The 18,925-nt window shown below is 37.4% G+C and carries 21 protein-coding genes; 9 read left to right on the forward strand and 12 right to left on the reverse strand.

The genetic code is table 11. The features are described from left to right. Positions 1-16 precede the first annotated feature (16 nt). Entirely contained in the window at positions 17-823 is an 807-nt protein-coding gene (locus FJR45_RS08060; protein ID WP_193150081.1) for an NAD+ synthase, read from the reverse strand. Between the two features lie 232 nt (positions 824-1,055). Between FJR45_RS08060 and FJR45_RS08065 the strand changes: the two genes are divergently transcribed. Beyond that, a complete protein-coding gene (locus FJR45_RS08065; RefSeq protein WP_193150082.1) occupies positions 1,056-2,918 on the forward strand; it encodes an HD domain-containing phosphohydrolase in 1,863 nt (620 codons plus the stop codon). Positions 2,919-2,926: 8 nt separating this feature from the next. On the opposite strand, the gene FJR45_RS08070 is transcribed toward FJR45_RS08065, so the two are convergent. From FJR45_RS08070 to FJR45_RS08080, 3 genes are read right to left on the reverse strand one after another with little or no spacing between them, the layout of a single operon-like run. Further along, the gene (locus FJR45_RS08070; RefSeq protein ID WP_193150083.1) at positions 2,927-3,940 is read right to left on the reverse strand and encodes a transporter; all 1,014 of its coding nucleotides are present in this window, start codon (positions 3,938-3,940) and stop codon (positions 2,927-2,929) included. Positions 3,941-3,990: 50 nt separating this feature from the next. Continuing rightward, positions 3,991-4,275, reverse strand: a complete 285-nt coding sequence (locus FJR45_RS08075; RefSeq protein WP_193150084.1) for a hypothetical protein — start codon at positions 4,273-4,275, stop codon at positions 3,991-3,993. A gap of 34 nt (positions 4,276-4,309) precedes the next feature. After that, entirely contained in the window at positions 4,310-5,068 is a 759-nt protein-coding gene (locus tag FJR45_RS08080) for a ferritin-like domain-containing protein (RefSeq protein WP_226966520.1), read from the reverse strand. Between the two features lie 98 nt (positions 5,069-5,166). On the opposite strand from FJR45_RS08080, the gene FJR45_RS08085 reads away from it, so the two are divergent. From FJR45_RS08085 to FJR45_RS12635, 3 genes are read left to right on the forward strand one after another with little or no spacing between them, the layout of a single operon-like run. Then, positions 5,167-5,760 (forward strand): MBL fold metallo-hydrolase, encoded by a 594-nt coding sequence (locus FJR45_RS08085; RefSeq protein ID WP_193150085.1) that lies wholly within the window; start codon positions 5,167-5,169, stop codon positions 5,758-5,760. A gap of 9 nt (positions 5,761-5,769) precedes the next feature. Further along, complete coding sequence (locus tag FJR45_RS12630) at positions 5,770-6,093, forward strand: methyltransferase domain-containing protein (RefSeq protein WP_347402227.1); 324 nt, start codon at positions 5,770-5,772, stop codon at positions 6,091-6,093. Continuing rightward, positions 6,042-6,368: a methyltransferase domain-containing protein gene (locus FJR45_RS12635; protein ID WP_430739311.1), complete on the forward strand. Its 327-nt coding sequence runs from the start codon at positions 6,042-6,044 to the stop codon at positions 6,366-6,368. Before FJR45_RS12630 ends, FJR45_RS12635 begins: the two co-directional genes overlap by 52 nt. A 2-nt stretch (positions 6,369-6,370) precedes the next feature. Here the strand turns inward: FJR45_RS12635 and FJR45_RS08095 are convergent, their stop codons facing one another. Together FJR45_RS08095 and cmoB are read right to left on the reverse strand one after the other, a co-directional pair. Further along, positions 6,371-6,865, reverse strand: coding sequence for a PaaI family thioesterase (locus tag FJR45_RS08095; protein WP_193150086.1), 495 nt, complete (start codon positions 6,863-6,865; stop codon positions 6,371-6,373). Further along, entirely contained in the window at positions 6,865-7,758 is an 894-nt protein-coding gene (gene cmoB / locus FJR45_RS08100) for a tRNA 5-methoxyuridine(34)/uridine 5-oxyacetic acid(34) synthase CmoB (RefSeq protein WP_193150087.1), read from the reverse strand. The genes FJR45_RS08095 and cmoB overlap by 1 nt, the downstream gene beginning before the upstream one ends. Positions 7,759-7,819: 61 nt before the next feature. Between cmoB and FJR45_RS08105 the strand changes: the two genes are divergently transcribed. Together FJR45_RS08105 and FJR45_RS08110 are read left to right on the forward strand one after the other, a co-directional pair. Next, a complete protein-coding gene (locus tag FJR45_RS08105; protein ID WP_193150088.1) occupies positions 7,820-8,713 on the forward strand; it encodes a cation diffusion facilitator family transporter in 894 nt (297 codons plus the stop codon). A gap of 27 nt (positions 8,714-8,740) precedes the next feature. Then, complete coding sequence (locus tag FJR45_RS08110) at positions 8,741-10,423, forward strand: bifunctional diguanylate cyclase/phosphodiesterase (RefSeq protein WP_193150089.1); 1,683 nt, start codon at positions 8,741-8,743, stop codon at positions 10,421-10,423. On the opposite strand, the gene FJR45_RS08115 is transcribed toward FJR45_RS08110, so the two are convergent. Genes FJR45_RS08115 through FJR45_RS08125 form a run of 3 tightly spaced genes read right to left on the reverse strand, consistent with a single transcriptional unit; the run spans position 10,418 to position 13,376 of the window. Continuing rightward, positions 10,418-11,422, reverse strand: coding sequence for a tRNA pseudouridine(13) synthase TruD (locus FJR45_RS08115; RefSeq protein WP_193150090.1), 1,005 nt, complete (start codon positions 11,420-11,422; stop codon positions 10,418-10,420). The genes FJR45_RS08110 and FJR45_RS08115 overlap by 6 nt on opposite strands. A 20-nt stretch (positions 11,423-11,442) precedes the next feature. After that, positions 11,443-12,696 (reverse strand): PHP domain-containing protein, encoded by a 1,254-nt coding sequence (locus FJR45_RS08120; RefSeq protein WP_193150091.1) that lies wholly within the window; start codon positions 12,694-12,696, stop codon positions 11,443-11,445. Between the two features lie 50 nt (positions 12,697-12,746). Then, complete coding sequence (locus FJR45_RS08125; protein WP_193150092.1) at positions 12,747-13,376, reverse strand: CDP-alcohol phosphatidyltransferase family protein; 630 nt, start codon at positions 13,374-13,376, stop codon at positions 12,747-12,749. Positions 13,377-13,471: 95 nt separating this feature from the next. Here FJR45_RS08125 and FJR45_RS08130 point away from each other — a divergent pair, with 95 nt between their 5' ends. Next, positions 13,472-13,912, forward strand: a complete 441-nt coding sequence (locus tag FJR45_RS08130) for an FAD synthase family protein (RefSeq protein WP_193150093.1) — start codon at positions 13,472-13,474, stop codon at positions 13,910-13,912. A 30-nt stretch (positions 13,913-13,942) separates the two neighbouring features. Here the strand turns inward: FJR45_RS08130 and FJR45_RS08135 are convergent, their stop codons facing one another. From FJR45_RS08135 to ligA, 3 genes are read right to left on the reverse strand one after another with little or no spacing between them, the layout of a single operon-like run. Then, on the reverse strand, positions 13,943-14,764 hold the full coding sequence (locus tag FJR45_RS08135) for a bifunctional riboflavin kinase/FAD synthetase (protein WP_193150094.1): 822 nt from the start codon (positions 14,762-14,764) through the stop codon (positions 13,943-13,945). Positions 14,765-14,798: 34 nt separating this feature from the next. Beyond that, positions 14,799-15,515, reverse strand: a complete 717-nt coding sequence (gene tlyA / locus FJR45_RS08140) for a 23S rRNA (cytidine-2'-O)-methyltransferase TlyA (protein WP_193150095.1) — start codon at positions 15,513-15,515, stop codon at positions 14,799-14,801. After that, entirely contained in the window at positions 15,512-17,464 is a 1,953-nt protein-coding gene (gene ligA / locus FJR45_RS08145) for an NAD-dependent DNA ligase LigA (protein ID WP_193150096.1), read from the reverse strand. The genes tlyA and ligA overlap by 4 nt, the downstream gene beginning before the upstream one ends. Before the next feature lie 102 nt (positions 17,465-17,566). Between ligA and FJR45_RS08150 the strand changes: the two genes are divergently transcribed. Both FJR45_RS08150 and FJR45_RS08155 read left to right on the forward strand, forming a co-directional pair. Then, on the forward strand, positions 17,567-17,812 hold the full coding sequence (locus FJR45_RS08150) for a hypothetical protein (protein WP_193150097.1): 246 nt from the start codon (positions 17,567-17,569) through the stop codon (positions 17,810-17,812). A 70-nt stretch (positions 17,813-17,882) separates the two neighbouring features. Next, positions 17,883-18,917 (forward strand): coproporphyrinogen III oxidase, encoded by a 1,035-nt coding sequence (locus tag FJR45_RS08155; protein ID WP_193150098.1) that lies wholly within the window; start codon positions 17,883-17,885, stop codon positions 18,915-18,917. Positions 18,918-18,925: the final 8 nt, after the last annotated feature.

Below are 18,925 nucleotides of genomic sequence, written 5' to 3' on the forward strand. Positions count from 1 at the left end.
TTTTTACTCCTAGGTTTTATAATGTAATATCGCGTGGATAATTAAAGTCATGATTCAATGTTCTTGAAGTCAGCTTTGCAATCACAGGCATCTTTCTTTTGAAATGATTTCTAAAAATTCTTTTTATTATCATATCCAGCATCTGTTCGTCAACACCCTTTTGTATGACTTCTTCACGCGAAAGTCTCTCATCCACATAGAGTTTCATCGCTGCGTCAAGCTGGGCATAAGTATAGCCCAAATCAGCCTCATCACTTTGACCGCTCCACAAATCAGCCGAAGGTGGTTTTTCAATGATGCTTTTACTTACATGTAAGTACTCTGCTAATTCAAAAACTTCACTTTTGTACAAATCTCCTATGGGATTCACTGCCGACGCCAAGTCGCCATAGAGTGTTCCGTATCCAAGCATTAACTCACTTTTATTGCTTGTTCCCAGTACCAAAGCATTCTCTTTTGCCGAAATATCAAACAATGTTGCCATTCGCATACGTGATGAAAAGTTTCCTTTTCTGAGATTATCCATATCAGGATGCATCTCTTCATACGCTTGCAACATTGGAGCAATATTACAGACAATACAACGCATATTAAAATCACGACACAGTTCATCCGCATCATCAAGTGAGTTTTGTGATGAATATTGTGATGGCATTTTAACACATAACAGGTCATCTCCAAATGCTTTTTTCGCCAAAACAGCGACCACAGCAGAATCCAGTCCGCCGCTCAAACCAACCACTGCTTTTTTTATACCTGTCTTTTTCACTTCATTTTCTAAAAAAAGAACCAAATAGTCAGTTATCTGCGAATATTTACTCATAATATATACTAAACCTTTACAACTTATTAACAAAAAATATTATATCTAAAATTTGTAACAAATGTTTTTTTAAGAAAAGTGATTTTAACGTTTTTGTAACAAATTTATTGTAAAATTAAGATCTAATTTTATTTTTAAAGGTTTTATAATAAATTCAACAACAATAATATCCAAACTAAAGTTATTGGTATCACTGCCTTTAATCGTTATATTTTTTGGATTTGTATTCTTAATGGTACACAGCTACAACAATCTGCAAGGCCTTTCTCATCTTAAAAAAGACGCTTTGCATATACAAAACATTTCTCTTCTGATAAATTCTCTTCAAAAAGAGAGAGGCTACAGCAGCGGGTATCTTGGTTCCCATGGGACAAAATTTCAATCACAACTGCGCAAACAGCAACAAAATACAGACAGTATATATGCTAAAATCATCTTTTTGCATGAAGATTATTCTCCTGACAAAAAGAGACTTGCAAAACTTCGCAAAAAAGTCCAATCACGCTCTCTTAGCACTGTCGATGCTTTTAACGAGTATACAAAAATCATATACCATCTGTTACAAAATCATCTCATGATCACCAAAACAATCAAAGAAAAAGAGATTGAACAGATGTTTCATGCCTACACAAACCTGCTTTTTATGAAAGAAGCCGCCGGTAAGATGCGAGGTTCGCTCAGCGGATTGTTTGCCCAGAAAAAACAAAACTACCAACTTGTCTTTACAGCAATGCATGCAAAAGGCGAGTATGATCTGGCACAGCAAAACTTTTTAACATATGCTTCTGATGACATTATGAAAGAGTTTTATACAATTGCACAGGCAAAGGAGTATCAATGGCTGCAAAATGTATTTAAAAAGTACACAAAACATCAAAATATTTCTGTCACACAGGATCCAAACGAATGGTTTGCTAAAGCTACAGCTATTATAGAAGCATTTAACAGACTCCAAAAACTGGAATTTGCCGATATTGACAGTTTGATAAACAAATATGCCTCAAGACTCAAAATAGAACTCATTATAAATATTTTTTTACTGATCCTCATCACTTTGATTATGCTTTTGCTTGGAGTCAAAATTAAAAACAGTATTTTAAGAAACTTAAAACTGTTAAGTGAATACAAAAATGCTGTTGACAGAAGCAGTATTGTTTCCAAAACCGACAGAAGCGGAAGAATCACCTATGTAAATGATAAATTCTGCATAATTTCAGGCTATACAAAAGAAGAACTTTTAGGAAAGCCGCACAATATTGTCCGTCACAACGATATGCCAAAATCACTGTTTCGGGATATGTGGCACACTATTTTAGAAAAAAGAGCCTGGTCCGGCGTTATAAAAAACAGAAAAAAAGACGGGAGTTCTTACATAGTTGAAGTGACCATCAACCCTATCCTAAACGAAAGAGGAGAAATTGAAGAGTTTATTGCCATCAGAAATGACATAACACAGATCTTACAACTCCACAAAGAGATAGAAGAGACACAAGAAGACATTATTCTCAAAATGGGTGAAATTGGTGAAACACGAAGCCAGGAAACAGGTTTCCATGTCAAGCGGGTAGCCTTATATTCTCAGATACTGGCAAAACATTACGGCTTGGGCGAAAAAGAGACAAAATACCTCACTATTGCTTCTCCGATGCATGATATAGGCAAAGTTGCCATTCCTGATCATATCCTGAACAAAAACGGCAAGCTGACACAAGAAGAATGGAAGGTTATGCAAACCCATGCGGAGATAGGTTATCAGCTCTTTAAAAACTCCCAAAGAGAGCTTTTGAAAACTGCAGCCATCATTGCCTATGAGCATCACGAAAAATATGACGGCAGCGGCTATCCAAGAGGTTTAAGTGGAAAAAACATTCATATTTACGGACGTATTACCGCACTTGCGGATGTTTTTGATGCCCTTGGCAGTGAACGTTGCTATAAAAAAGCATGGGAAGATGAGCGAATTTTCAAACTTATACAAGAAGAGAGGGGAAAACATTTTGATCCTGAACTTGTTGATATTTTCTTTGAACATCTTGATGAATTTTTACATGTAAGAGATAGCTACAATGATATGCACTCTTACACAAAAGTTTAGAAGAAGCTTTAAAAGCTTTTTCCAAACCCTATACTTGATTTGTAGTTTATATCATTCTGTATTCCGTTAAAATTCTGATAAATCGGTTTTGAAAATGTCATAAAAAACGAGTAACCGCTGTGCATGGCGACCTGTGTGCCTACTGTTGCAAAAACAACATGATGTCCTGTGTTGTAAGCGGTCTCCCCTCCAAAATCATCTTTATACGCTTTTTCTCCGTTGAGTTCAGCAAAAAGCGATACAGAGTAGTCAAAATCTTCTTTTTCATCTGCTCTGCAAAGCTTCTGATTATGTTGGTGCGCAAAAAGTTTGTATGAAAATGCTGCATTGTAGGTAAAAATATCCCCCAATTGACTCTCATCGACACCTTTTGTGTTTTTTTTGTACAGAATGTTTGCATGCAAAGAGAAAGTGTCAAAATCTTTTGTCAGAGCAACGCCCGCAAAAAAGTCCCATGAGCCGCTTCCTGGCTGCAAATCTGCTTCGAGGAGTTCTCCTGCATCTGCTATATCAGTTTTGCCTGTTGGTGCTTTTATTCCGGCTAAAAGAGCAACTTTCAGCGCTTTGTCATACACTTTATACTGTAGAATTGTAGAAATATCGCCTATACCCTGAGCATTTCCATGCGGATGTACTGCATACGAACCATTATCTGCTTCACCTGCGCGAATATTTACACGCGAAACATAGGGAAGTTGCATACTGAGTGTCAAATTGTCTGTGAGCCCGTAAGAGAGTGAGAGCGAATAGGAATCTATTGCATCAATATTGTGCAAATGACTTGAACCGTTTTGCATCGCTGCTATTATAGTTTGGTCAGAGAGTGTGTTGTTTTGGACACGCTCAGCATTTATGCCAATGTAGTAGTTTCCTTTTTGCATTGTATTTGCAGAAAGTGTATACGCGGCACTCGAGCCACCCATTCCCAAGACATGCGAAGAGTTGCATGCCCATAAAGGCGTTATAGCAGCTGATGCTGCCAGCGATAGTATCTGTAGTTTTTTGAAGAGTTTTTTTTGCATAAGTATCCTTATTAATAATTAAAAATTTTGAAATAGTTGTTTTATGAAAATTAAGAATAACTTGGGGGGAGCTCTGGGATTGAGAGGAGTGTAAATTTAATTTCATTTATATATATAAAAAAAGTAGAAATGGGCACAAAACAGAGTGTTTGTTCAAGTGTAGGAAGATAGATCGGTTCTCTTTGAATATCACCATCAAAGATATTGGATGAGATACTGCATATCTGACAGTCTTCATGTACTTCTAGGTCACTGTGGTGATGAAAAACCGCCATAAGTGTCGCAAGTACAAAAAGAGCGGCAAAGTATTTTCTGAGAATCTTTCTTATTATCATTTTTGAATTATAACATATTTTTTATATCAAAAAATCAGCACACCTCTTTTTTTGCCATAATATTAAGTTCATTACATGTAAAGCCTGCCGCTTTTCTTGCCTCTAGATTTAAGTTTTTAGGACGTAAAAATCCTTGCGGGTAATATTTGTCTATAATTTCAAAATAGACATCTTTGTTTACACCCTCTTTTTCACAGGCATAGGCAAACCAGACATCGCCCTTTTTTACATGTGAAACCTCTTCATCAAGGATTACATGTAAAGTGTGTGTAATTTTTTCAAGCATGGTATTTTTTGGCATTCTCTGGATTTTTTGCAGTATCATAGGTGTGGCATCCAAGCCGTTGGCCTCGAGATAACGGGGAACTACTGCCATACGCTCTAATAAAGTCTGCGTTCTCTGACTTGCTTCAAAAAGAGCGTTATGTACTTCCACATCACCATATTTACTGCCAAGTTCATGCAACAGTTTTTCAAGCAGTAAAAAATGGCGTATCTCATCATCTGCAACTTCCAGCCAATCATCATAATATTGTTTTGGCATATTTGTAAATCTGTATGCTCCGTCAAGTGCCAAATCTATAGCCGAATACTCTATGTGTGCTATGGCATGCAGCAGATTTACCTGCCCCTCTTTTGTTGTGAGGTTTGTTCTTTTTGGAACATCCTGCGGCGGTACTATCTTACATGTAAGGCTGTATGAGGGTTCTATAAACTCTTTTACCCTGTAATCTGTTTCAAAAACAACTCTTCCTGCTTTGTAATGCGCATAAAAATCATTAAATCTACTGATTTTTTCTTTGGGGTGATTTTGTCTGTAAAATTAACTCTAATTCTTTATAAAAATTCATACTGCAATAATGCTATAATAACACTAAAAAAGAGATTATAATGCAGATAAAAAAACAGCCTATGGGACCGTATCAGACAAATTGTTATATTGCTACAGTTGATGGCAAAGATTTTATAATTGACCCGGGTGTCGGTGCCACTGGGTGGGTTTTGAACAATGTCACAAATCCTGTAGCCATATTAAATACACACGGACATTTCGACCATGTATGGAGCAATTCAGAACTTCAGGAGAAACTAGGAGTCAAACTCTATACACCAAAAGGTGATATTCCTCTGCTGCAAGACAATACATGGATGCCGGATCTGCCGCCATCTACTCCTGATGTAGCCATTGAAGGTGACGAAGAGCTTGATTTTGACGGTACAAAGGTAAAGTTTACCCATTTTCCGGGGCACTGTCCGGGGTGTTCCACTATTGAAATCGAGCATGCAATGTTCAGCGGTGATTTTATTTTTCAAAGAAGTATCGGCAGAACGGATTTTCCTTACTCCAGCCCTGAAGATATGAAAAAATCTTTAGAAAAATTCAAGCAGATTCCTTATGACAAAACTGTCTATCCGGGGCACGGGGAAAATACTTCGATCAAACAGGAACAGCAGTACGCAGACTACTGGATCAACCAACTCTAAAGGAAACAGATGCAAGATCATTTTAAAGAAAAAGCACAAAACTGGGACAGCGGTGACATACGTGTCAATGGCGCAAAAACAATTGCCGATGCTATAGAAAAAGAGATACCACTGCATAAAGATATGGAGATACTCGACTTTGGTGTGGGAACAGGACTGCTTGGTTTTAGCATTGCTCCCAAAGTAAAACAGGTTTACGGTGTGGATACCTCGGCAAAAATGCTCGAAAAACTCCAGGAAAAAAACACGCCGCAACTAGAGATAAAACCTATCATCAAGATATTGTCAAAGAACCGCTCAAACAGCAGTTTGACGGACTTATCAGCTCAATGACACTGCACCACGTAGAAGATTTGGATGCTTTTTTTGCAACAATATACAAAAATATTAAAAAAGGCGGCTTTATTGCCGTTGCCGATTTAGAAAGTGAAGACGGTAGTTTTCACTCGGACAATACGGGTGTTCACCATTTTGGGTTTGACGCACAAACACTACGCGACATCGTCCAAAAACACGGCTTTACAGATGTAAAAATACAAAACATAAATACAATCAAAAAACCCCATAAAGATTTTGGAATATTTTTACTTACCGCCAAAAAGCACTAGAGTCAGGACTCTGGTGTCCCGCTCTTTTGCTCTTCCTCATCCAGCAGTTTGAGTTTTAAAACATGTTTGTCGGTTATAACAGTTTTAAATTCCCCTTCAAAAACTTTTATATCCAGAACAAAAGCCTGTACATGTACATTTCTTTTGCGCCCTTCTTTATGTCTTACTTTTGCAACAACATCAACAACATCATGCAGTTTTACAGGAGAGAGAAACTGGCAGTCACTCGCCACCAAAACAACATTTCGCTCATTGACTGCGAGCATAGCCGCATAATCAGCAGCACCAAAAATAAAACCGCCATGAATCAATCCGACCTCATCAGCAAGCATATCAGGAATAGTTTCAAGACTCAGTTCCACATATCCCTCTTCCATCTTTATCACTTCACCGCAAAGATTTTGGTTGACCTTTTCATGTGTTTGAATCATCACTCCATTTTCTGTATTTCTATACTCTTCAAGTTCCAATTCATCATCAAGCTGTTCATTTTTCATTATTTTTTATCCTTTATCAGTTTTACATAGACTCTTTGCGGCGCAGGATAGCCTTCAACTGTTTTTGTATTGTCTTCAGGATCAAGAAAGTCTTCTAATGACTGTCCTTCTATCCACTCTGTTTTACGCTGTTCATCAGCATCTGTAACAGAAGTACGCAATACTTCAAATTCATCAAATCCGGCACGAAGACACCAATTTTTCAATGCTTTTATTGTCGGTACAAAATAGATGTTGGGTATTTTAGAGTAGGAAGACTCAGGGCAGAGTGCCATTTCCTCATTTCCATCTATATAAAATGTATCTAAAATCACTTCGCCTTTTTTGTCCAATCCCTTATAAAGTGATTTTAGCATGGCAACAGGATCACTTCTGTGGTACAAAACCCCCAAGCAAAAAATCATATCAAATTTTTCATCATATATCGGCAGATGTTCAACACCAAGAAGTTCATACACTATGTCACTTTTTACAAAATGATTGATGAAATCGAACTGTGTTTTATAGAGTGGTGAAGGATCAAAACCGACTAAAAGTTTTGGTTCGTCTTCTTGCATCCGAAACATATAGTACCCGTTGTTACAGCCTATATCGGCAACTCTTTTGTTTTTTAAATCAAAATAGGGTCTGAGCAGATTGTATTTTATATTGCTTTTCCACTCACTGTCTATAAATGTTTCACCGATTTGAAAGGGTCCTTTGCGCCAGGGCATCAGCATTTTTGCCGTTTCATACACTTTTTTTTCATCACAGGCACCGCTGATTTTTACCACATCTGTAAGCGTTACATTACATGTAACGGCCTCAAGGCTCTCAATCGCTTCTCTCATGGGTGCTATGTTTTTCCACTGCATCCATTTTTGTCTCTCTTGTCTTAATTCTTCTAAGTTCATTTTATGCTTTTTATAGTTAAGTTTAAGTACAATTATATCTAAATAATAATTAAGGATTTTTATGCGATTAGAAAAGAAAGCGACTGTTGTTTCAAGCAGTGTGGCTACTGTATTGATACTGCTCAAGCTCACTGTCGGAATATTAAGCGGGTCTATCGCCGTTTTGGCATCTGCCATCGATTCGCTGCTCGATTTAACGGTTTCACTCTTTAACTATTTTGCGCTTCACAATGCAGAAAAACACCCGGATGACAAATTTCACTTTGGACGGGCAAAACTTGAACCGCTTGCGGCTGTCATAGAAGGAACAATAATTTCGCTCTCGGCACTTTTTATCCTGTATGAAGCAATTTCTAAAATAGTGCACCCAAAAGCAATGCAGCACATGAATGAGAGTATCACTGTGATGGTGGCATCTTTTGTCATCACAGGTTTTTTAGTCTTCTTTTTGTCATATGTGGCAAAAAAAACAGGAAACATGGTTATAAAAGCCGATGCGCTGCACTACAAAACAGACATATTTTCAAACGGTGCTGTTCTTTTTGCGCTTGTAGCCATCCAATATACAGGAGAGTATCTTATAGATCCCATTTTAGGTATTGCCATTGCATTTTATATGATTTACTCTGCCATTCCTATAGTAAAAGAAGGGGTATTAATGCTTCTTGATGTTGCCCTGCCAAAAGAAGATATTGAAAAAATAGAAGAAATTCTCAAAAATGAAAAAGAGATCACAACCTACCATTACCTGCAAACACGAGAAGCAGGTTCACACATCTTTATCTCTTACCATCTTGTCTTTAATGTGAGCATATCACTCTACGATGCCCATCTCATATCAGACAGGATTGAAGCAAAGATAAAAGCACTTTTTCCAGATAAAAAAGTCCATATTTTAACACACATGGACCCGTATGATGATTCAGACATCAATGAAGAAGAGGAAGAGTGGTAATAAATAAAAATATGTTATAATTTGCACATGCCTATACAAGATATAAATAAAAATGAATTTAAAAAACTTTTTGAAATCGCGATGGATGTCGCACATGTTGGATACTGGGAATGGGACATCAAAACAAATGATGTCCTGTGGAGCCGACAAAAAATCGAAATATACGGTGAAGATGCTGATAATTATAAACCCTCCTTTGAAAAATTTCTAAATGTAATTGATGACGAAACCAAAGAAATTGTCTTTAAGGAGATTGAAGATGTTTTAAGCGGAAAAAAAGACTTCTACAATCTCGAGCACAAAATTAAACTTAAAAATGGCAAAGTCGTATGGGTACATGAAAAAGCTTTTCTTGTAAAAGACAAAAATAACAAACCAATCAAAATGATTGGTATCGTTTATGATGTAACAGATAAAATTTTAGCCAAAGAAAAACTTGATTTAAGTAATAAATACGCTAAACATCTTGAAACACACGATCAACTCACAAACCTGCTCAATAAAAAATCTTTATTTGAAAATGTAGACGCGCTCATAGCAAAAAAAGAAAAATTTTCACTTCTCTTTTTAGATATAGACAATTTTAAAATGTTTAATAATACATATGGACATATACATGGTGATTTAATTTTACAAAAAAGTTCAGAAATTTTAAAAAGGTTATTCTCTGAAGATTTGTTATATCGCTACAGCGCAGATGAATTTGTTTTATTGCTTGACTCTTCTTATGACATTACTCAGGCACTTCAAAGTATAAAATTAACATTTATGAAGCCATTTACTGTTTCTGGGATACAGGTGAAAATAAATTTTTCCATAGGTATCTCAGAGTTTCCCAAAGATGCAAATAGCACTCAAAATATGATAACAGATGCAAATACTGCTTTACAAATAGCAAAAAATATGAAAAATGGAACTGCTTTATTTTATAACTCTGATATGGGAGACGATATAGCGCAACAACATTTTGTTCTTGAAGAATTAGAAAAATCTGTTAAAAATGAAAGCTTCATTCCATACTATCAAGCAAAAGTAGATTCAAGAACAAAAGCCATACTCAGTTTTGAAGCACTTGTAAGAATGCAAAGTAATTCTAAAGTTATACCTCCAAATTTGTTTTTAGGTATTGCAACTAAAAACAATATCATTAATGATATCGACTACATCATGTTAAAAAAATCTCTGCATCAATTAAGACAATGGCACGATATGGGGAAAAAAGTTTCAGTATCTGTAAATTTTACTACCGGAGATTTTAACAGTATGAGAGTTTTTAAACTTCTTGAAGAAAACAGTGACCTACTACAATACCTCACAATTGAGGTAACAGAAAGTGAATTAATGAGTCTTAATATGCAAGAACTGCAATCCATTGATGCACTTAAAAATCTCAGCATTAAACTCTCTCTAGATGACTTTGGAACTGGATACTCATCACTGCAATATATTCATAAATTGCCACTTGATGAGATTAAAGTCGACAAAGCATTTGTTGATAAAATTCCGGGACATAAAAAGGATGAGGATCTTGTTCGAATTATAAAATCAATTGCCGATACCTTTAACTTAAAATGTGTTGTTGAAGGAGTTGAAACAAAAGAACAAATTGACTTCTTTAGCAACCTTGGTATTCATACTATCCAAGGATACTTCTATTCAAAACCTGTTGATGCCAAAACTGCTACAAAACTTCTTGTAGATGGCTTATAATCTTTTTGCTTTAAAATTTTTATTGGCTATATTTTCCAAAAAAACTGTGGCATAGGAACCTTTTGGCAAAGTAAAAGCAATGTTTAAAATATCAAAATGATTTTTATACTTACATGTAATATCTTGAGGATAGACCAAAGCCGCCCGACGCAGACCTTTGTCATATAAAAATTCATCATCGTATTTTGCTTCTATTTCTCTTGCCTCGCCTCTGGCTCGGTACACATTACGTCCTGGCAAAAGTCCTGTCGGCACTACTTTTTTTGCTTGAAAATCTTTTTGAGGAGTACTTTTTGGTGTAAACAATTTCTCTTCATCTGAGAGATAGACATCTCCCTCCAAAAGCATAAATTTTCCGCCGTTTTTTTCTCTGCTCAAAAGAACTCTCTCTTTCAACCAGTCATTGAAATAGAGACTCTGATAGATAGAAACAAGAAACTTTTTCAGCTTTGCATCGTTTACATGTAAGTCTCCTGCTATCATCGCTCGTGCCTGTTCTATGGAATCTTCATCCCGTCCAAATCTTTGGTACCCAAAATAGTTGGGCAAGCCGTTTTTTTCACTTTTTCTAGCCAACTTTTCAATGCGTCCTGCTTCAATCTGTGTAACACCAAAAAGATTGATGCTAAAACGGTTTCCAGCCAGATCACCCATCCGTATGGAGTGGGTATGGCGTGTCACAGTGAGTATTTTTATCTGAGGATGTCTAAACTTTTTGAGCTGTTTTTCATACTTCGCCTCGACAGAAATATACTGTGTCGTTGTTGCATGTTTGTCTTTAAGTCCCCCATAGCCTATTTTTTCAGCAGGTATGTTGAGAAATTCAGCAAATGCTGCTATCATATCCCAAGTTGTAAGTTCTACTTTCTTTACATGTAATATAGCAAAATTACCATTGCCTTTAAACGATAAAGGAATTTCATCTACTATAAAATCTTCTTTGTTTTGTTCAAATTTAAAATGTATTGTCTCTTTGTTTTCTAAATATTCTCTGTTCAAATGTTTACTTCTTTTTTATGCTAATTGTATCTAAAAAAAAATGCATTTGTATGATTTTTCAACTTCAACTTTACTGCATTAATTCTCTTTTCAAAACTCTCACTGTTGATTAATTGGTCAATATAAAGTTTCGCCAATCTGCTTTTTAAACTGTTATGCTTTGGATAATACTCTTTGATTAAGAAATATACATACTGTGCCAGTTCATCTTTTCCTATAAACTGATGCTCATTGTTTTCTCTTTTATAAACAGCACAGGTAAGCCCTTTTTTGATTGCATGGGTAATGTTTTCGGCAGACCTTTCTTTTGCAAATACAATGCTAAAACGCTCTCCCACTTCATGATCGCTGTCATGCGCATCCGAATTGGCAAACGGTGCCAGATACTTGTGTTTGTTTCTTATTTGAAGCGCAGTCAGGTGTGTCATGTTGTTATACTCTTTAATTTTTTCCTCTCCAAAAACCTCAACACCGTCAAGATAGGAACTTTTAAGCATCTCTTTGTAAAAAGCCTGATGAAGATGATACTTTCCGTCTCTGTATACCCAGTTTGGATGTGCCAGTATAGACGCACCATTTGCTTCTTTGATTTTTTTGATAACCCAGATATTTTTTGCATAATGAAAAGGGTCAATAGTTTTATCTATATCCTCTTTTTGCAGTTCCTCTACAATCTCCTGCAGCTCTTGTTCATACTTTTGTGTGTTTTTTCTCTGCTCTTCTATGGAGCTGTTTGCATTGATGGAGAGTATATGACCGTTTCCCTGGGCAATTGACATATCTTTTTTCCCACCGACACTCACTTCCTCACCACTCAGTACCAGAATATCTATATTGTTCTGTTTTACTTTTTCTATCGCCTCAAGAGAGCCTTCATAACTGTCATGGTCAGTAATGCTCACAAAATCCATCCCTGCCTGCAAAGAAGCCAAAGCCATTGCAAAAGGTGTTGTTTTGCCATCGGAATAAACAGAATGCATATGCAAATCACCCTTGAAAGGTCTTAACTTTATCATCTCTTTGTCAACACAGTAAAGACAAACGGACTTAGACTCTTTATAGGTAAAATTGACTTTTACAATAAACTCTCCAAGATAGTTCATGGTGTATGTAAATACAATATGATTGTTTTGTACAGTATAGTCTATCTTGTCTTTATGATAATAATCCCCTCTTGAGAGGACTTCTACAGATTCAATATTACTCGTATTTTTAAGAGTAATTTTGTAAGCGGTATTTTCATTTTCCACCACTACATTTGGTGTTATCTTCATTGATTTTCCTGTTTGTTTTTATAGTTTTGCATTGGATATTCTGTAGCTGCTTATCTCAGAAAAAATCCGTAAACAGCTGATATTGTAAGCGTATACAGAGCAAGCAAATAGACATTTCTCGGATTTCCTGAAAGTTTTGGTGTTTTAATTTCTGATACATTCAGTATCGCAAGAGTTACGCCGCTTATATATAAAACGGCAGAAAAAACTTCATGACTAAAAAAACCTTCAAACAAAAAGATAAAAACCAAAATAAGACTGTTGTTATCCAGTGCGAGTCCTGTATATTTTGTTCCTCCGGCAAGTCCGTATGTACTGAAATAACTGAGTCGTACAGCCGCGGCACTGACCATTATAAATGCACCTATAAGGTATACAGGTTCAAAATGTCCATAACTCAAAAGCAATACAGCAGGTGTCACACCGTAGCTTACAATGTCTATTAAAACATCCAACTGCCCTCCGAATTTCGCATCTGTGGACGTTCTTCCTTTAAGCTTTCTGGCTACCAAACCATCCGCCCAGTCAAAAGCAACAGCCCAGACCATACCTATCATAGCCGCATAATAAAGACCGGTGATACTGAAATAGATGGCTAATAGTGTACAGGCTAGGCCTGAAAGCGATAAAAAGTTTGGAATATCTCTCACATAAGAGAGAATCGTTGGTTGTTTGGTCATAAATTGAATCCTTATCAAATTTTTACTGAATACTAAGTATATTTATGCTATTATATCTTAAATATCTTAATTTTATTACAAAAGGAAACAAAATAATGATTATATATACTGTCGGAACTTTTGATTTATTACATGTGGGGCATCTGGCCTTATTAGAATACTGTAAAACACTGGGAGATACACTTGTAGTCGGTGTTGCATCTGATCAGGTTGTAAACTCTTACAAACCAAATGTTCCTGTTGTTCCTTTAGCCCAACGTATGGAGATGCTCAAAGCACTCAAATGTGTTGATGATGTAAGAGCCTATCATGAACTTGAATATGTATCAGCCTGCAGAGAAGTGAATGCGGATATTTTTGTCATTGGAGAAGACTGGGGCGATCAACCGCATAATATCGCAGTAGAAGAATACCTCAAATCAAAAGACAGAAAAATAGTACAAGTCAGTTATAATCCACAGACTTCTTCTACAAAAATCAAGCAAAATGTTATTGCCCAGCTGCACAAGGGAAAATACATGGCGCATATACTGTAGCACTATAAAAGTTACAATAAAAAACGATACTTACAATTCCAATCTTTTTAGCATCCGATTTGCAATCGTTATATCTTTTTTAATTGCCTCTTTTAAGTTCTCCAAAGAGTCAAACTTCTCATTGTTTCGTATAAAATCCACAAAACTTATTTCAGCTTTTTCTTTACATGTAACCGTACCGTCAAGTATGTGTGTCTCTACTGCAAAACTGCCGTCTGTTGTTATACGGTGCCCTATAAAACTCACAGAAGGGTGAAAATGTTCTTCATCGTCAATGCGAGTAAGCGTTGCATACACTCCCTCTTTTGGCAGCAAAAAGTCCTTCACGCTCAGGTTGATTGTCGGAACAAGTTCCCGTGAGCCCAGACCCTGCCCGTCAACTCTTTTACCTACAATCGTATAATTATGTCCGAGAAAATCATTGGCACCTTTTATGTCGCCTATTTGAAGTTTTGCCCTTATTTTATGTGAATGTACCGAGTCGTTATTGTGTTTGACCTCTTCTACCACGACTACATCTCCTTTAAATAATTGTTTTAAATCTTCATAGGAATATTTTCTGTCTTTGCCAAAATGAAAATCATATCCCACAACTATTTTTTTTAATTTTGGAAACTTTTTTTCTAAGAAGGCAATAAAGCCCGCTCCGTCCAAATGCCGTATATCACCAAGCTTTAGATAGACAATACGATGCTTCGTATAACGTTGTCTAAATCCGTCAGGTGTCAGGTTGGCATACCCTGTTTCTATAACAACAATGGTTCCATTGTCATCAAGCTCACGAAAAAGTGCCTGATGCCCGATGTGCATTCCGTCAAATCCGCCTATGGCAATTGATGTGCTTTTTCTCATACTTGCACCTTCATTTTTTTCTTGTCTTTTAGCATTATAATCTATCTTTTTTAAAGTAATAACAATACTCTAAATTTCCCTCTTTTCCCGCAAGTTTTGAGGGAGATTTTTTCACCAACTGCCAGTTTTTCAAACGGCAGGCATCTTCAAACTTTTGCATGGCCCGCTCTATTGCTTTTTTATCCTGTACAACGCCGTTTTTGTCACGCTTTGCCTCTCGCCCTACTTCAAACTGTGGTTTAAAAAGCAAAATAATATCACCCGAGGCGAGCCTGTCAACATCATTTAAAATATAAAGTAAAGAGATGAAGGCAACATCACTGACAATCAATTCAAAGGGTTCGTCCGCCTCAAATCGGCGAATATCACAGCCCTCATAAACACTCACACGGGCATCTTTACGTAAAGAATCGTGTAACTGGTCTCGTCCCACATCGACGCAACTAACCGTTTTAACGCCGCATTCTAGCAATACCTGAGTAAATCCGCCCGTAGACGAACCTATGTCCAAGGCTGTTTTATTCTTTACATGTAAACCCGTTTCATCCAAAAAATACGCAAGCTTCAAAGCAGCACGGGAAACATAGATTTTATGCTGCACTACCTCCACCCTGTCATCTTCTTCTATGCCAAAAGCCGGCTTGTTGACAGTTTTGCTGTTTACAAGCACCAGTCCGTTTTTTATCATAGCCTGTGCTTTGTTACGGCTTTCACTCAGGCTGTTTTTTACAAGGTAGTTATCCAGTCTCACGCCAGCATCTCTTTCATCTCTTCTTCCTTAAGTGTTTTAACACCCAAACTGAGTGCCTTGTCATACTTGCTGCCGGCATCTTCGCCATAAATAAGATAATCTGTTTTCTTGCTCACACTGCCACTCACTTTTGCACCCAGTGCTTCAAGCCTCTCTTTTATAAGCGGTCGCGGTTCGCTCATCGTTCCTGTCAGAACAACTGTTTTACCCTTAAAGGGATTTTCCTGTGCTTCTGCTCTTTTCTTCGGCGGTACAGGTTGTAAAATCTCTTGAAGTTTGACAACCGTCTCTTCATTGACCCGCATAAACTCCAAATAGCTCTGCGCCATCTCTTCGCCTATACCATCAATGCCTACAAGCTGTTCCTGCGTTACATGTAAATACTCCAGCCCAAAGGCTTCGGCTATCATTTTTGAGGCAACCTCTCCGATGTGCTCAATCCCGAGAGCATTGATAAAACGCCAAAGTTCACACCCTTTTGCACTCTCTATGGCACTAAGCAGGTTTTTCGCTTTTTTCTCTTTGAAACCTTCAAGCTGTAAGAGTTTTTCCATACTCAAGTCAAACAGATCAAGCACACTTCTGACAAGCCCGGCATTAAAAAGCTGCTCGACTATTTTATTACCCAGACCGTCAATATTTAAGCATTGTTTTGATGCAAAATAGATAATGGAGTTGACAACTCGTGCTTCACATGTAAGATTCTGGCACTTTATCAGCACATCTTCTTGTAGGAGTTCACTTCCACAAACAGGACAGTGTGTCGGACGTTCAACTTTTTTTTCACTTCCGTCACGTTCCTGTGTCAAAACTTTTACGATTTTAGGAATAACATCCCCACTTCGCAAAATAATCACCTTGTCGCCTATGCGGATATCCATACGCTCTATCTCATCAAAATTATGCAGTGTCGCACGCTCAACTACGGCACCTTCTATCTCGGTTGGTTCTACTACCGCAACAGGAGTCACTACACCCGTTCTGCCTACTTGCAAAATAATATCTTTAACGCGTGTTATTTTTTCAACTGCCGGAAACTTGTATGCCACTGCCCAGCGCGGTACTTTTACCGTATAGCCCATATCTATCTGCGCTGCTATCTCGTTTACCTTTACAACCATACCGTCAAGCATCATAGGGTAACTCTCACGCTCCTCTTTCATACGCTCATACATCGCTTCTATCTCATCATAACCCTTGGTAACGGCACGAAGCGGTGGCTCACGAAAACCGAGTTTGTAGATATAGGACATTTTGTCACTCAAAAGTTTATGCGCTAAACTGTTGACACCGACACCGTAAGGTAAGAAGACAAGATTTCTTTTTGCGGTAATACTCGGATCAAGCTGACGAAGACTCCCTGCTGCGGCATTTCGCGGATTTGCAAAAGGCGGTTCTCCTTTTTTAAGGCGTTCTTTGTTGATTTTGTCAAATTCATCTTTAAAAATCACCACTTCACCACGGATTTCTATAAGCTCTTTATGCTCAATACTCAAAGGAATCGTACGAATTGTTTTGACATTTTGCGTAATCAACTCCCCAACTGTTCCATCCCCTCGAGTGATGCCTTTTTGCAGCTCACCGTTTTCATAAATAAGATTCAGCGAAGCACCGTCATACTTTGGCTCACAGTAAAAGGTCACATTTTTGTCAAGTCTGTAGGTTTTTTCCAGCCATTTTTTCAACTCCTCGGCATTGAAAATGTCTTCTAGTGACCACATCCGTGAGAGATGTTTTGCTTTGACAAAGCCCTCACTTACAACATCCCCCACCCTTTGCGTAGGCGAATCTTTTAAAACATCTTCAGGATGTGCCGCTTCATATTCCTCGACCTCCTTGTAAAGCCTGTCATACACTTCATCCGTCATAATAGGATCATCCAAAACATAATAATGATATGCCCACAAATTTAATTTTTCTACTGCCTGTTTATACTCGTCTTTTTTCATACTGTAATTTTATCTGAAACTTGATAAAAAAACATCTAACTGCTAACAATCCACTAACATTATGGTGATATACTCAATTCTATAAAACATAAGGAGCGTAAGATGAAAAAGATACTTGTCATAGCATTATTATTAGCAGGCGTAAGTTATGCAGATGAAAGTTTTGCCCAACATGAGGCACAAATGCAACAAATGCAAGAGAGAACTCAACAATACACAGCCTCAGGGACAGGAGAAAAAAAACAAAACAAGTACCAATATAAAAATGGTTCACAAAATCAAGGAAGCGGTTCAGGTTCTGGAAATATGTACCAGGGTTCTCGCGGAAAAGGCGGAGGAAGAAGATAAATATTTTACTCTATAGACTTTTATTTAGTCTTAACCTGCTAAAATTAGGAAAAAATTATGGATAATAAATATGACACTAATTTTAGCAGACTCAAAAGAAGCACAAGAAGCATACACACTCGTCACTGCTTTGCAAAAAAGATTTGTTGACAAACTTGATACCCTTTCACAAAACTTTGGAGCCGGTAAAAAGTTCAAAGAAGTGACTTGGCTCAGAGATGAAGGCATACACGGGGGCGGAAACAGATTTGAAGCACAGGACAAAAAGCTTTTCAATACCGCAAGCGTTAATGTGTCCCAAGTACATTATGATGACATGCCAGAAAAAAATCTCAAAAGTGCCACAGCCATTTCAACCATCATTCACCCAAATAATCCGCATGTTCCCTCTGTGCATATTCACATCAGTCTGACAGAGTTGCGTAATGCACCCTCGTATTGGCGAATTATGGCTGATTTGAATCCTGCAATTGCCAATGAAGAAGATAAAAAAATGTTTGACAGTGCTCTTAAAAAGCTTGGGAGAGAAAACTATGAAGCAGGAAGAGCACAGGGAGACAAATATTTTACAATTCCCGCCCTGCAACGCACACGTGGCATCTCCCATTTTTACCTTGAAAACTACAAAACAGACAACAAACAAGCCGACGCCGATTTTGCAAAAAACTTTGGAGAGGGCATTATAGACACCTACATCAACATCACAACAAATGCTCTGCAGACAAGAACAGAAATCTCAAAAGAGGCACTCCAACAGCAACTTGACTACCACACTCTCTATCTTTTTCAGGTCTTGACACTTGACAGAGGCACCACTTCAGGACTGTTCATCCACGACCAAAACGACATCGGCATAATGGGCTCACTCCCTTTACATGTAAACAAAGCACTCTTGCTCTCTTGGAAAAACAAAATGCAAAAACCCCAGGATAAACTGGTACAAAACATTGCAGATGCCATAGCCGACAAGGGAGTCATTGACACATTCACAAAAGAAAAACTCGCCAAAACAGTACGCACACATTACAATAAATACCCTCAGGCACTCAGCATGCAAGCCAGCGGAAACACAATCCCAAATACTGTTGGGAACCATAAAAACTAATATATTGC

Source organism: Sulfurimonas sediminis (genome assembly GCF_014905115.1).
GTDB lineage: Bacteria > Campylobacterota > Campylobacteria > Campylobacterales > Sulfurimonadaceae > Sulfurimonas > Sulfurimonas sediminis.

What these genes read in the sequence shown, in the direction of transcription:
- FJR45_RS08095 (WP_193150086.1), bottom strand. Translation starts at nt 6,865, where the DNA reads ATGAAAAATGAACAGCTTGATGATGAATTGGAACTTGAAGAGTATAGA.
- FJR45_RS12630 (WP_347402227.1), top strand. Translation starts at nt 5,770, where the DNA reads ATGCAAGATCATTTTAAAGAAAAAGCACAAAACTGGGACAGCGGTGAC.
- FJR45_RS08075 (WP_193150084.1), bottom strand. Translation starts at nt 4,275, where the DNA reads ATGATAATAAGAAAGATTCTCAGAAAATACTTTGCCGCTCTTTTTGTA.
- FJR45_RS08155 (WP_193150098.1), top strand. Translation starts at nt 17,883, where the DNA reads ATGACACTAATTTTAGCAGACTCAAAAGAAGCACAAGAAGCATACACA.
- FJR45_RS08110 (WP_193150089.1), top strand. Translation starts at nt 8,741, where the DNA reads ATGCCTATACAAGATATAAATAAAAATGAATTTAAAAAACTTTTTGAA.
- FJR45_RS08130 (WP_193150093.1), top strand. Translation starts at nt 13,472, where the DNA reads ATGATTATATATACTGTCGGAACTTTTGATTTATTACATGTGGGGCAT.
- FJR45_RS08070 (WP_193150083.1), bottom strand. Translation starts at nt 3,940, where the DNA reads ATGCAAAAAAAACTCTTCAAAAAACTACAGATACTATCGCTGGCAGCA.
- FJR45_RS08065 (WP_193150082.1), top strand. Translation starts at nt 1,056, where the DNA reads ATGGTACACAGCTACAACAATCTGCAAGGCCTTTCTCATCTTAAAAAA.
- FJR45_RS08125 (WP_193150092.1), bottom strand. Translation starts at nt 13,376, where the DNA reads ATGACCAAACAACCAACGATTCTCTCTTATGTGAGAGATATTCCAAAC.
- FJR45_RS08120 (WP_193150091.1), bottom strand. Translation starts at nt 12,696, where the DNA reads ATGAAGATAACACCAAATGTAGTGGTGGAAAATGAAAATACCGCTTAC.
- cmoB (WP_193150087.1), bottom strand. Translation starts at nt 7,758, where the DNA reads ATGAACTTAGAAGAATTAAGACAAGAGAGACAAAAATGGATGCAGTGG.
- FJR45_RS08060 (WP_193150081.1), bottom strand. Translation starts at nt 823, where the DNA reads ATGAGTAAATATTCGCAGATAACTGACTATTTGGTTCTTTTTTTAGAA.
- ligA (WP_193150096.1), bottom strand. Translation starts at nt 17,464, where the DNA reads ATGAAAAAAGACGAGTATAAACAGGCAGTAGAAAAATTAAATTTGTGG.
- FJR45_RS08135 (WP_193150094.1), bottom strand. Translation starts at nt 14,764, where the DNA reads ATGAGAAAAAGCACATCAATTGCCATAGGCGGATTTGACGGAATGCAC.
- FJR45_RS08085 (WP_193150085.1), top strand. Translation starts at nt 5,167, where the DNA reads ATGCAGATAAAAAAACAGCCTATGGGACCGTATCAGACAAATTGTTAT.
- FJR45_RS08150 (WP_193150097.1), top strand. Translation starts at nt 17,567, where the DNA reads ATGAAAAAGATACTTGTCATAGCATTATTATTAGCAGGCGTAAGTTAT.
- FJR45_RS08105 (WP_193150088.1), top strand. Translation starts at nt 7,820, where the DNA reads ATGCGATTAGAAAAGAAAGCGACTGTTGTTTCAAGCAGTGTGGCTACT.